Genomic DNA, 13,033 nt, shown 5'->3' with positions numbered 1-13,033 from the left:
CTAAGCAACAGGTGACAGCGGGGGTGGGCCATTCTGGCCCACCCCCGCTGTGTTGCCGGTGTGCAGGCCGCTCACCTCGGTCCGCGGTCCAGGAACTCGTACGTGGTGGTGAGGCCCTCGGGCAGGTCGGGGACCAGGGCGTTGGTGCCGTCGACAACCTGGACGTAGCGCTTGCCCTGGAAGATCGAGTAGCTGCCGTCGGGCACCTGATCGATCCGGAAGAGCTGCGTCGAGGCGGCGGCATCACATGCCCGGCCGCGTACGCTGCCCGGCGCGGCGTCGTGCACGACGGTCATGCAGACCGCGTCGGCACCTGACGCCAGGAGGATGCGGTACCTGTCGCCCTCGGGGCGCAGAACCCACAGCGCCCGGTCGTCGATGCCCGGTTCGGTGGTCGCCCGCACCTGATCGCCGGCGCGGTCGAGCGCCAGCGCGGCTCCGCCCATGCCGGGCAGCACGATCTGGACCTGCCGCCGGCCGCCGAGGATCTCCTGCGGTCCCGCCGAGGCGGTCACGGACGGGACCACTGGCGGCGCGACAGGGGTGGCCGGGCCGGCACCCGGCGTCTCGACGTTGTTCCGCGCCGACAACAGGGTGGTGCCAGCGGCGATGGCCACCACGGCCAGCCCCGCCGCGCCGACGGCCGCCCGACGTCGTCGACGACTGTCGCTGCGACGCCGCAACGTCTGCGCCCCCGGCAGCGTGGCGACTCGCCGGACCTCGTCCACGATCGCGGTGAGATCGTCGCGCGGATCAGCCATGGGAGGTCTCCTCCTGGTGCGGATCGGTCAGCAACCCGGCCATCGCTCTCCGACCACGGGCGAGGTACGTCTTCACGGTTCCGACGGGGGCCTGCATCTCGGCTGCCACCTCCGCGACGCTGAGATCGTTGAGGTGGTGCAGCACGACGGCCCGCCGCTCGTTGGCGCTCAGCCGTTGCAGCGCCTGCAACAGCGCGACGTGGTCCTCGTTCAGTCCGGGCACGCCCTGGTCGACAGCTGCCCGGCGGTGCGCGCGTACCCGGTTGAACGCCTTGCGCCAGCTGCTCACCGCGATCCGGGAGGCCACCCGGCGGACCCACGCCTCCGGACTGTCCGTCTCCCGGACCGTCCGCCACCGCTGCCAGGCCCGCATGAACGCCTCGGCGACGGCGTCCTCGGCCTCGGCGCGGTTGCCGGTGAGCGCGTACACGTGACCCACGACCCGACCCGCACAGGCCGCGTAGAGGGCGTCGAACTCTTCGGCGTCACGCATCCGACAGGTGCCCTCCCATGCCTCGTCCGCTGGTCACCGCCGCATGGAACTCGCCCCGGTTCACCTGTCGAGTCGGCGCGGGGCGTAATTGTGGCCTCTGTCACACGGTAGTGATCAACCTAACGACCTGGCCGGGCGTCATCGTGCCGACCCGGGAGACGCCCGTGGCGGAGAGGACGATGTGCGACGACGGCAACGACGCGCCCTGACAGCCGGCGTACTCGCGACCGCGCTGGTTGCGGCGGGCCTGACCGCCCAACCGGCGAACGCGCAGGAGACGCCGGCGGCCACCGCTCCCGGCACCACCGGGACCTTCACCCTGATCACCGGGGACCGGGTCTCGCTCGACGCGGCGGGTCGCCCGCAGATCCAGCGCGGGCCGGGTCGGGCCGCCATGCGGTTCGTGAGCAGCCGGGAGGACGGTCACCAGTACGTCGTCCCGGTGGACGCGATGCCACTGGTGCGTGACGGGCGGCTCGATCGACGCCTGTTCGACCTCACCACGCTCGGCGAGTTCGGCTACGACGACCGGGCGGCCGAGTTGCCGCTGCTTGTCGCGTACCCCGAGAACATGGCGGCGCCGGCACGGACCGCAACCACCGGGGGTGCCGGCCGCGTGCGGGCCGACCTCCCGGCCGCGCACGCGCTCGCGGTCCGGGCGGACCGGGACGACCGGGCGACGCTCTGGGCGTCGCTCACCCGGGGTACGCCGTCCGCGCGCACCCTCACCGCCGGGGTCACCCACATCTGGCTGGACGGCAAGCGCAAGGTCTCCCTCGATCGCAGCGTGCCGCAGATCGGTGCCCCGGCGGCGTGGCGGGCCGGTTTCGACGGCACCGGGGTCACCGTCGGGGTGCTGGACACCGGGATCGACGCCAGCCATCCCGACTTCGCCGGCCACCTCGCCGAGGTCCGGGACTTCACCGGCGGCGGCGACCCGAGCGACGCGGTCGGCCACGGCACCCACGTGGCGTCGACGATCGTCGGCAGCGGCGCGGCCTCCGGTGGCAGGTACCGAGGTGTGGCGCCGGGGGCGAAGCTGCTCGTCGGCAAGGTCTGCGCCACCACCGAATGCCAGGACTCGGACATCATCACCGGCATGCAGTGGCTCGCGCCGCAGACCCGGGTGGTCAACCTGAGCGTCGGCGGCGACGACGCGCCCGGCCTCGACCCGCTGGAGACCGCGGTCCAGGAGCTGAGCCACAGGTACGGCACCCTCTTCGTGGTCGCGGCCGGCAACGAGGGGAAGCCGAAGTCGGTCTCCTCGCCGGCCTCCGCCGACGACGCCCTCGCCGTCGCCGCGGTGGACGCCGACGACCAGCGGGCCTACTTCTCCAGCCGGGGCCCACGCGTCGGCGACAACCACATCAAGCCCGAGATCAGCGCCCCGGGTGTCGACATCGTGGCCGCCGCCCCCGGCGGCGACTACGCCACCATGTCGGGTACGTCGATGGCGACTCCGCACGTGGCCGGAACCGCCGCGATCCTCGCCGGGCAGCACGCGGACTGGACCGGCCCGCAGCTCAAGGCCGCCCTGATGGACTCGGCCAAGCCGACCGGGGCGGACACCATCTACGAGCAGGGCGCCGGCCGGGTGGACATCGCCCGCGCGGTCGCCCAGCCGGTCGCGACCGACATCGCCGCCATCGACTTTCCGGTGCAGCGTTGGCCGCACGCCGACGACCGCCCGATCACCCAGGTCGTCGGTTACCGCAACACGGGCACCGCGCCGGTCACCCTGACGTTGGCCATCGCCCCGGCCCCGGCCGGCATGCTCACCGTCAGCCCGGCCACGCTCGTGGTGCCGGCCGGTGGTCGCGCCGAGGCGACGATCACTGTGGACACCCGAGTGGACGCCCCGGACGGCGTCTACCAGGGCGCGTTGACCGCGACCGGTGCCGGCGACCTGCGGGTACGGACGCCGTTCGTGCTGAACCGTGAGATCGAGAGCTACGACGTACGGCTCGACCACACCGGACGCGACGGCAAGCCGGCCACCGAGTACACGACCGTGGCGGCGAACCTGACCACCGGTGAGTTCAGCACCCTCGCCGCGGCACCGGGTGGCGGCGTCCTGCGGCTGCCCAAGGGTCGGTACGCGTTGTACAGCACCATCCACGAGGGCGACGTGTCGACCCTGCTCGCACAGCCGGTCCTGGACGTCCGCGGCCCGGTCACCGAGGCGGTCGACGCCCGTAGCGCCAAGCCTGTCGCGTTGACCCTTCCCCAGCGCGACGCCGCGCCGACCTCGATCAACGTGAGCGCCAACTGGGACGACGGCATGCGCTACCCGGGCGTACAACTGAGCGGAGTGTCGTTCGCTGACGTCTTCTTCGGCCGGATCGGGCCCGCCGTCGCGGCTCCCGAGTTCACCGCGACGCTGGGCATCGGGCTCGCGCGACCGGGCAAGGACCGCACCTTCCGGAACAGCCCCTACACCTACGACCTGGCGTACGTCGGCAAGGGCGACATGTTCACCGGACTGACCAGGAAGCTGTCGCCGAACAACCTCGCCACGGTCAAGACGACCTACCGCAGCCAGTCCACGACGACGACGGCCACCCGGTTCCACCGCGCCTCGGCACCCGGAGGATCGGGTCCGATCGGGTCGAACACGCCGATCGACCTGCCGTTCAGGGGCACCGAGTACTACAACACCGATGGCGGCATCGTCTGGACGTCCACCTTCGCCGAGGGGGACAACCTGACGGCACAGGAGTCCACCTTCAGGCCCGGGCGCACGTACACCCAGACCTGGAACGTGGCGCCGTTCGGGCCCACGGTGACCCAGGCACCGACCCTGTCACCTCTGGGGTACGCGGGCCGCGACGGCGACACCATCTCGATCGCGTCGGTGCCCCTGTTCGGCGACGCGGCAGGTCGCCCCGCGAGCCGCGACGACCAGCCGGTGCGGTTCCGGCTGCTTCGCGACGGTAAGGAGATCGGCACCTCGGACAGCGCGTGGGCCGATTTCGCGGTGCCCGCCGGGAAGGCCACCTACCGTCTGGAGGCGACCGCCACCCGAGGTGCCCCGGACACCCTGTCGACGTCCGTCTCGGTGGCCTGGACCTTCACCTCGGCGCACACGACGTCGCCGGAGCGGTTGCCCCTGACGACGGCCCGCCCGACACCCGTGCTCGACGACACCAACACGGCACGGACCGGCCGGATCATGGCGATCCCGGTGGCGTTGGACCGGCAGGCCGGCTCGAAGGCCGCGCCCAACCGCTCGCTCGGCGTGGCGGCGTCGTTCGACGACGGCCGGACGTGGGTCGCGTTGCCGGTGCTCCGGAACGTCGCTCTCATCGGTCACCCGCGGCGGGCCGGATACGTCTCGCTGCGACTGACGGCCACCGACACCGCCGGCAACACGGTCACGCAGACGATCCAGCGGGCCTATCGGATCGGCTGACGCCCTACCCGGTCCGGGGCGGCGCTGCGTGAGCCGCCGCCCCGGACCGAACCGCGGTGCCTCAGGCGGTGAGGGCGCCGTCGACCGCGATGGCTGCGCCGCTGATGAAGGTGGCCTCGTCGCTGAGCAGGAACGCGGTGAGCGCGGCGACCTCGTCGGAGGTGCCGGCTCGCCCGGTCGGCTGCGCCGAGAGGTAGCGCTCCGCGATCTCCGGGGCCTGGCTGACCACGCCCTGCCAGAGCGGCGTGTCGATCAGCCCGGTGACCAGGGCGTTGACCCGCACCCCGGAGCGCGCCACGTCGAGGGCCGCCGAACGCGTCAGACCGATGACCCCGTGCTTCGACGCGTTGTAGGCGGCCTGCGTCGCGTCCCCCTTCACACCGGAGACGGAGGCGTTGTTGACGATCGCGCCACCACCGGAGGCGATGATCGCCGGGAGCTCGTACTTGAGGCCGTAGAAGACGCTCGTCAGGTTGAGGGCGAGCGACAGGTGCCAGTTGTCGCTGTCGGTCTCACGCACGCTGGCCATCGGGCCACCACCAGCGTTGTTGAACGCACCGTCGAGCCGCCCGTACTCCGTCACCGCGGCGTCGACGAGCCGCGCCATGTCCTCCTCGACAGTCACGTCGGTGGGCACGAAGAGGGCGCTGCCGCCCGCGTCCCTGATCTGCGCGACAACCTCCTCGCCCCGGTCCTTGTCCCGGGCGCCGATGACCACACGAGCCCCTTCCGTGGCCGCCCGCTGGGCGAACGCCAGGCCCATGCCCTGCGTACCGCCGGTCACGACCAGCACCTTTGATTCCAACCGTCCAGACATCTCGTCTCACATCCATATCGACTGGTGGCCGCCACGGGACCCGCGGGGCTTAGCGAGACGGAACGCTAACCTTTTCTGGAACGTTCGACAAAGTAACGCCACTCACAGTAGTCGGGTCGCTGAGGCCCAAGTTCTCCAAGAGTGGCGGCAAGTCGCCCCAAATGATCCTGTAACCACCCGCACATTCTGTGGTGGTCGTTCCACAACGTCGTTAACGTTGGGCGGGTCGCGTAAATCCGTGCAAATCACTCTTAGGGAACAGTCATGCCCACAGGTCGTACCGCCCCGGCGTCCCAGCGGTGGAGGGCCCTGTTGTTCATCTCCATCGCCCAACTGATGGTGGTGCTCGACGGGGCGGTCATGAACATCGCGCTCCCCTCGGCGCAACAGGCGTTGCACTTCACGGACGGGAGCAGGCAGTGGGTGGTGACCGCGTACGGCCTGGCCTTCGGCGGTCTGCTGCTGGTCGGTGGCCGGATCGGTGACATGGTCGGACGCAAGCGCACCTTCCTGATCGCGCTGGCCGGCTTCGCCATCGCCTCGGCGATCGGCGGCCTGGCCGTCAACGCCGCGATGCTGCTGCTCGCGCGGGCACTGCAGGGTGTGTTCGCGGCCCTGCTCGCGCCGGCCGCGCTCTCGTTGCTCTCCCTGTCCTTCACGCAACCGAGGGAACGCGCGAAGGCATTCGGCGTGTTCAGCGCGGTCTCGATCGCCGGCGGCGCCGTCGGCCTGATCGTGGGCGGGCTGCTCACCCAGTACCTGAACTGGCGTTTCGCGATGTTCGTCCTCGTGCCGATCGCGGTCATCGGCATCCTGGGCGCCAGTCGCACCGTGCACGACGACGGCGAGCGACACCGTGCCCGGCTCGATGTCCCCGGCGTCCTGCTGGCCAGTTCCGGACTGGTCGGCCTGGTCTACGGGTTCAGCGTCGCCGAGAGCCACGGATGGTCGGCTGGTGTGACCATCGGATCGTTCACCGCCGGGGTCCTGTTGTTGGCGACCTTCGTCGTGGTGCAGGCGCGGGTCACCTCCCCGCTGCTGCCACTGCGCGTCCTGACCGAACGCAACCGGGCCGCCGCGTACCTCTCGGTTGGCCTTGCGATCGTCAGCATGTTCGGGATGTTCCTCCTGCTCAGCTACTACTTCCAGCAGGTCAAGGGATGGTCGCCGGTGATGGCCGGCCTGGCGTTCATGCCGATGGCCGTGCCGCAGGCCATCGGGGCCACGCAGATCGGCGCCCGACTCGCGCACCGGATCGCCCCCCGGCCGATCATGGTCGGTGGTTACCTCGTCACCGCGGTCGGTCTGGTGCTGCTCGCCTCGCTCGACACGGGCAGTGGCTTCCTGGAGATCGCGTTCGCCGAAGCCGTGATCGGGCTCGGCATCGGCACCGCGTTCATGCCCGCGATGAGCATCTCCACCCACGGCGTCGAACCCAGGGACGCGGGTGTCGCCTCCGCGATGATCAGCTCGTCACAGCAGGTCGGCGGGTCGATCGGTACCGCGCTGCTGAACACCATCGCGACCAGTTCGGCCGCGACCTACCTGGTCTCGCACGGCGGCCCGGCGGCGCGAGCCCAGCAGCGGAACGAGGCACTGATGCACGGCTACTCGGTCGCCTACTGGGTCGCCGTCGGATTTGTGGTCGCGGCGGCCCTGGTCTCGGTAGCCATGGTGAACGCCGGCGCGCCGAAGCACGTCCCGGCCCCGACGGACGCCCTCGGGGACGTCACGCCGGTGCCCGTGCACTGATCCCTCTCGCGCTCGTCGATCCGGCGCGGTGACCGAGGACACGGTGCACTGACTCCGCGGAGAGGGTGGAATCAGGGGTGTGAGCAGAGAAGGCACCGGCGAGTGACGTCGTGAGGTCCACCTTTTCGACAGGCGATCCGGGTTCGTCCAACGCCGGCACGACGCCCGCGGCGAACGAGCCGGTCCGACTGACGGCCGCTCACCGGCAGCGCTGGGCGGTGGAGACCATGGCCGTCGCGCCCGACGACCAGGTGCTGGAGATCGGCTGCGGTCGGGGAGCTGCCGTCTCCCTGGTCGCCGGCCACCTCACGACCGGCCGGATCGTCGCCATCGACCGCGCCGCGACGATGGTGCGGCTCGCGACCCAACGGAACCTGAGCCACATCGACGCCGGCAGAGCCGAGATCCGGCGAGCCGGGTTCGAGTCGGCCGACCTTCCGACCGACCACTTCACCAAGATCTTCGCGGTGAACGTCAGCCTCTTCTGGTTGGGTGACGCGGCGCAGCAGATCGCTCGGATACGCAGCCTGCTGGCGCCGGGAGGCCGCCTCTACGTCTTCGGCGAGCGACCCACCGACGCGCACGCCACCGCGAACCTCACCGCGACCGAGTTGCTGCTCGAAACCCACGGTTTCGCCACGACCACATCGAGCGCCACCCGTGGCCAGGGCCAGGTGCTGACCTGCGTCACCGGCACGCCTGTCGAATGATCTCGGGTGTGACCACACCGGCAAAAATGAGCCGGGCGGGCTCGGCGTGACGCCGAGCCCGCCCGTTCCGGGTCAGTCGAGCTTGATCAAATCGTGTCAGCGCTGCAGGGTCAGCAGACCCGGCCGGTACGGCAGGAGGCCGTAGTCCACGCCGTCAGAGCTGGGGGAACGGCCCTGGTACAGCAGCTGCAGGTTGCAGGCGTCGACGGTCATCGTCTGGTCGGCGTTGGTGCGCAGCAGCTCACCGTGGCTGATGTCGTTGGTCCAGGTCGCGCCGCTGTTGACCTTGCCCGCGAACGGGTTGCTCTGCGACGCGGCCTGCGGCGTCCACGAACCGTTCAGGCTGGTGGCCGTGAACGAGCGGAAGTAGCGGCCCGTCGAGCCGATCGCCTCGACGATCATGAGGTACTTGTTCAGACCCTGCAGCTTGTAGACCTGAACGGCCTCGAACAGGTTGTTCTGCGTGTCGCTCATGATGGTCGTGTAGCTGCTGCCGAAGTTGCCCGGGAAGTTCCCGATCGGCATGCTGGCCCGGTAGATCTTGCCGTTGTCGCCGGCGAAGAAGAGGTACATGTTCGTACCGTCACCGATGACCGTCTGATCGATCGGACCGGTACCCGAACCCGTGATGCTTCCGGTGAACAGCGGCTGCGCCGCGGACCAACCGTTCGGGTTGGTGGGGTTGGTCGAGGTCCGGTAGGAGAACGCCGTGCCACCCCACTGGTAGGTGAGCACCCAGATGTTCTTCGGCGCGAAGTAGAACAGCGACGGCGCGACGGTCCCCGAGTTCATCCCGGTCTGGGTGGCCGAGGCCATCTGCGAGTAGTTCGAGAAGAGGCTGAAGTTCATCGAACCCCAGCTGCTACCGAAGTCGTGCGTGGTCGCGTAGACCAACTGCTGGCCGTTGTACGGGGCGACCGTGAAGTCCTTCAGCGACACCCAGCCGGACTTCGGGGTCGCCAACACCCCGGTGGAGGACCACCGGTACGTCGAGGGAAGGTCGCACGTGCCGCCCGGCGGCGGAGTCGTCGTCGGCGGCGTGGTTCCGTCGACGCGAACGAACTGCCACTGCTGGTTGGTGCCGTTCCAGTCGTCGTACTGCACGATGTTTCCGCCGTCGGCGGTCGAGGCGCCCTGCACCTCCATCACCTTGTTGCTGTTCCGGTTGATCAACCGGACGTAGCCGCTGTCCGAGTCGGCCAGCCGGAACTGCTGGTTGGTGCCGTTGAGGTCACTCCACTGCACGATGCTGCCGCCGTTGGCGGTCGAGAAGCCCGAGACGTCCAGCACCTTGCCGGACAGCCGCGACTTCACCCGGTAGTAGCCACCACCGGAGTCGACGAACTGCCACTGCTGCTGGTTGCCGTTGTTGCGGGCCCACTGGGTGATCCGGGCGCCGTCGTTCGTGGCCAGGTTGTAGACGTCCAGGGCCTTGCCGCTGTTGCGGTTGACCAACACGTACCACGCGTTCGTGTCGACCGACGCCGCGGCGGCGGGTGACGACACCACCGCTACGGCTGCGCCACCGACCATCAACGCTGCCGCGCTGGCGGCGATGAGGCGGGGCAACCACCAACGTCGCTGCCGCGAGGGCGTTGCGATAGATGGAGACCTATCGAGGGCAGACATGATCCTCCTCCAGTGACCAAGAGCCAAACGGCCTGCCCGAGGGTGGGCGTACCGCGACGCGTGGCCGAGCGCGCAGGCGTCAAAAGTTAGCGTTAACAAGATGCCCACGAGCGCTAGCGCACGCCTGATTCGAGATCGACGAGGCAGGGCTTGCCCGGAAAGCCAAGGTGTCGTCGTCCTTAGGCATCGACTGTGAGCGATAACATGCCGTTCGTCAAGACGTAACTTGCTGGGAACATCAGCCGGAGACGGGCCGCGGATCTTGACGCCGGGCGTCTTCAGCCGACTTCCCGCAGGCACCGCTCCGGATCCCCGGCGCAGACCACTGATGCGCCCTTGAGGACGCGTCAGGCGCGCGTTAACATCGACGTTTGCGCATTGCTCGTAGTGCCGACAAACTCGGCCCGACGCGTCCCCGGCCGGAGCGTCGACGACGTCGACGGCCGGTCCCTTGGACCACGTCCATCGCCCTCAGGCGACGGGGTACGCCCGAGTCAGACCGCGCCTCGGTCGACCAGACTGAACGTGGTGTCGAGCGGGGCGTCGCCGAGAAACTCGACGTAGATCTCCCTCTTGGTCGGGCTCCACTGCACCGGGCCGTACTCCTCGTTGATGATGGAGTAGGAGGGGCGCCCCTTATCGTCCCGGCCCTCACGGAAGATCGTGAACAGGGTTGCCTTGGTGGGCCGACAATCGACTCCCACAAGCGACTTGTTTCCCTCTGAATCGACCTTGACCCCGAGGCACGGTCGGTGGGCGATCTCCGGGTTGGTGGACTTGATCATGTAGTCGACACCTACCGGTTCGAGCACGAAGAGAGCATCCTTGCCGGTTCCCTTGCCGACCTCGACTTCACCGTGTGACGGAAGCGCCAGGTCACGGTCGATCTCCACCGCGTGCAGCAGGAATCGCCGCTGACCGGCCAGCATGGCCCGGGTCGGGTCCACGCTTGTCGACGGTGACGCGGTCGGCGTACCCGATGCGGGCGCGGACGCGGTGACCGGCGGCCCGCTCGTCGCCGGGCTACCGCTCGACGTTGAGCCGGCCCGGTCCGGTGTGGACTTCCCACCCAGCAGTTGCGGGCCGAACAGGAAGGCGGGCACCAGCACCGCGATCACCGCAGCCGTCGCCCCCAACGCGGTGAGCCAGCCACGCCGGCGCGAGGCCGCCCGACCGGCCGTGGCCAGACCCGATGACATCGACGGCTGGCCCTGGCCACCACCGGCAGCAGGCGACACACTCGCCATCGGCGTCGCGCCCAGGAGTTGGGCCGGCCCGGCCGCACCCCCGGGAGACGCCGCGGTCAACAGGGCGTCGAGCAACTCCCGAGCGGTGGGCCGTGCAGCGGGATCCTTCTCCAACGCCCGGGAGACCAACTCCCGCAACGGCCCGCCGAGCCCGGTCAGGTCCGGCGGTTGGGTGAGGATCCGCATCGCGGTGGCGGTAACGGAATCACCCCCGAACGGGCTGCGGCCGGTCGCGGCGTGGGCGACCAGGGCACCCCAGGCGAAAATGTCAGCGGCCGGGCCCACCGGACGGCCGGACGTCGTATCGAATCGCTCCGGAGCCATGTACGAGACGGTCCCGACCATGTGGTTGGTCCGGGTGTGCTGGCTCGTCGCCTCGAACGCACGGGCGATGCCGAAGTCGATGACCTTGGTCCCACCAGGTGCGACCAGGACGTTCGCCGGCTTCAGGTCGCGGTGGATCACCCCGGCACCGTGGATGGCGGTGAGCGCGGTGGCCACCCCGACCGCGATGCTGTGCAGTTGCGCCGCCCCCAGCGGCCCGTGCTCCCGGACCACCTGGGCCAGGCTGGGACCGTCGACGTACTCCACCACCAGGTACGGCGGGTCATGGTCCGGGTCGGCGTCCAGGACCTCGGCTGTGCAGAACGGTGGAACCTGGCGGGCGCGGTTCACCTCACTACGGAACCGACCCCGGAACTCCTCGTCGTGCGAGAGCTCCGGACGGACGACCTTGACCGCCACCCGCCGCCCCTGCGGCGAGCGGGCCAGAAAGACGGTGCCCATGCCGCCGTCGCCGAGCCGGTCGAGCACCTCGTACCCACCGAGGCGTGCCGGGTCACCGGGACGCAAGCCGACGCTCACGCCGCGACCACCGCGCGAACCGATCCGCCCATCACCGTTCCCCTTAGGTCACTCCGATGCCGGCCGCAGCCTATCGCCCGCTCACCGAGGCCCGTCGATGCCCGTCCAGGAGTGGGCAACGACCGGAGCTCTGGGCACGTTCCACCACGGCGCGCTGCCGGCCAGCTCGGGTCCGGTGGTCGGACCATCTGCGATCCGACCACCGGACGCGACCGCACGAGCTATCGGCGGCTCCACTGCTGGTTGGTCTGGCCGGTGCAGGTCCAGAGAACGAGCTTCGTGCCGTTGGCCGTACCCACGTTGTAGGGGTCGAGGCAGAGGCCGGACTGCACCCCGGTGATGGTGCCGTTGGCGTTGACGTTCCACTGCTGGTTCGTTCCGCCGTGGCAGTCGTAGATGGTGACCAGGGTGCCCGGGGAGGTCCCATAGCCCGCGGCGTCGAGGCACTTGTTGCCGTACACGGTCAGCGCCTTGCCGCTCGTGTAGGTCCACTGCTGATTGGTGCGGCCGTGACAGTCCCACAACTGCACCTGGGTGCCGTTGGTGGTGGAAGAACCGGGGACGTCGACGCAGCGACCGGACAGGGCGCCCACGATGGCGGTGGTGGTCTGCCCGCCGCCGCTGCCCGGGTCGCCGATGCTGCCGGGCACCGACTGCAACGCGCTGTACCAACGGGCAGCCATCTTGTCGTAGCCGCCGGACGTGGGGTGGACGCCGTCGATCAGGTCGGCGGTGGTGAGGGCGCTGTGCATGTCGACCAGGCGTACCCGCTTGCCGGCGTTCACCTTGCTCTGCACGATGCCGGGGATCGCCGCGTTGAAGGTACGGGCGGCCGCCTCCTGGTTGCTGTTGGAGAGCGGGATGATCTGCGCGACGAACACTTCCGCGTTGGGAGCCGTGGCGGTGATCCGGTCGATCAGGGTGGAGAGCCGGTTCGGCGCGGTGCTCACGTTGTAGTTCTGCAGGATGTCGTTGGTGCCGATGTGCAGCAGGACGGTCTGCGGCCGTTGGGTGTTCAACCAGCCGACGATGTTGGCGTCGATCTGGTCGATGCGCCAGCCGGGATGGCCCTGGTGGTCGTGGTCGCCCAGGCTGGCCGGCCCGTTGAACTGCGACCCGACGAAGTCCACTGTGTATCGGCCGTTGACGAGGCGCTGCCAGAGCCCGATGCGGTACCCGCCCGGCACCTGGGTGCCCTCGGTGATGGAGTCGCCGATAGGCATCACCCGCACGCCGCCGTTGGATTCCGCGTTGGCCGGACCGGTCGAGGTCAGCACCCCGGCGAGGACGACACCGAGTGCGGCGGTGGCCGCGAGCCATCTTGCCCTCGTACGCATAGATTTCTCCC

9 protein-coding genes are annotated in these 13,033 nt (G+C 69.7%); 3 read left to right on the top strand and 6 right to left on the bottom strand.

Features of this window, described 5'->3' with window-relative positions:
• Positions 1 to 71 precede the first annotated feature (71 nt).
• The gene (locus ACLQ3B_RS11345) at positions 72 to 761 is read right to left on the bottom strand and encodes a hypothetical protein (protein WP_425779747.1); all 690 of its coding nucleotides are present in this window, start codon (positions 759 to 761) and stop codon (positions 72 to 74) included.
• A complete protein-coding gene (locus ACLQ3B_RS11340; protein WP_425779745.1) occupies positions 754 to 1,254 on the bottom strand; it encodes a sigma-70 family RNA polymerase sigma factor in 501 nt (166 codons plus the stop codon). Before ACLQ3B_RS11340 ends, ACLQ3B_RS11345 begins: the two co-directional genes overlap by 8 nt.
• Positions 1,255 to 1,435: 181 nt before the next feature.
• Here ACLQ3B_RS11340 and ACLQ3B_RS11335 point away from each other — a divergent pair, with 181 nt between their 5' ends.
• On the top strand, positions 1,436 to 4,666 hold the full coding sequence (locus ACLQ3B_RS11335) for a S8 family peptidase (RefSeq protein WP_425779743.1): 3,231 nt from the start codon (positions 1,436 to 1,438) through the stop codon (positions 4,664 to 4,666).
• Between the two features lie 61 nt (positions 4,667 to 4,727).
• On the opposite strand, the gene ACLQ3B_RS11330 is transcribed toward ACLQ3B_RS11335, so the two are convergent.
• A complete protein-coding gene (locus ACLQ3B_RS11330) occupies positions 4,728 to 5,450 on the bottom strand; it encodes an SDR family NAD(P)-dependent oxidoreductase (RefSeq protein WP_425779742.1) in 723 nt (240 codons plus the stop codon).
• Between the two features lie 297 nt (positions 5,451 to 5,747).
• Here ACLQ3B_RS11330 and ACLQ3B_RS11325 point away from each other — a divergent pair, with 297 nt between their 5' ends.
• Positions 5,748 to 7,235 (top strand): MFS transporter, encoded by a 1,488-nt coding sequence (locus ACLQ3B_RS11325; protein ID WP_425779741.1) that lies wholly within the window; start codon positions 5,748 to 5,750, stop codon positions 7,233 to 7,235.
• Between the two features lie 110 nt (positions 7,236 to 7,345).
• The gene (locus ACLQ3B_RS11320) at positions 7,346 to 7,945 is read left to right on the top strand and encodes a class I SAM-dependent methyltransferase (RefSeq protein ID WP_425779739.1); all 600 of its coding nucleotides are present in this window, start codon (positions 7,346 to 7,348) and stop codon (positions 7,943 to 7,945) included.
• Positions 7,946 to 8,041: 96 nt separating this feature from the next.
• Here the strand turns inward: ACLQ3B_RS11320 and ACLQ3B_RS11315 are convergent, their stop codons facing one another.
• The 3 genes from ACLQ3B_RS11315 to ACLQ3B_RS11305 form a co-directional block, all read right to left on the bottom strand.
• A complete protein-coding gene (locus ACLQ3B_RS11315; protein ID WP_425779737.1) occupies positions 8,042 to 9,574 on the bottom strand; it encodes a non-reducing end alpha-L-arabinofuranosidase family hydrolase in 1,533 nt (510 codons plus the stop codon).
• Between the two features lie 494 nt (positions 9,575 to 10,068).
• Complete coding sequence (locus tag ACLQ3B_RS11310; RefSeq protein ID WP_425779735.1) at positions 10,069 to 11,685, bottom strand: serine/threonine protein kinase; 1,617 nt, start codon at positions 11,683 to 11,685, stop codon at positions 10,069 to 10,071.
• A 221-nt stretch (positions 11,686 to 11,906) separates the two neighbouring features.
• Positions 11,907 to 13,022: a ricin-type beta-trefoil lectin domain protein gene (locus tag ACLQ3B_RS11305; RefSeq protein ID WP_425779733.1), complete on the bottom strand. Its 1,116-nt coding sequence runs from the start codon at positions 13,020 to 13,022 to the stop codon at positions 11,907 to 11,909.
• Positions 13,023 to 13,033: the final 11 nt, after the last annotated feature.

The sequence above is a fragment of the Micromonospora sp. DT53 genome (assembly GCF_049841535.1).
Lineage (GTDB): Bacteria > Actinomycetota > Actinomycetes > Mycobacteriales > Micromonosporaceae > Micromonospora.
This window is presented reverse-complemented; position numbering and strand designations above follow the sequence as displayed.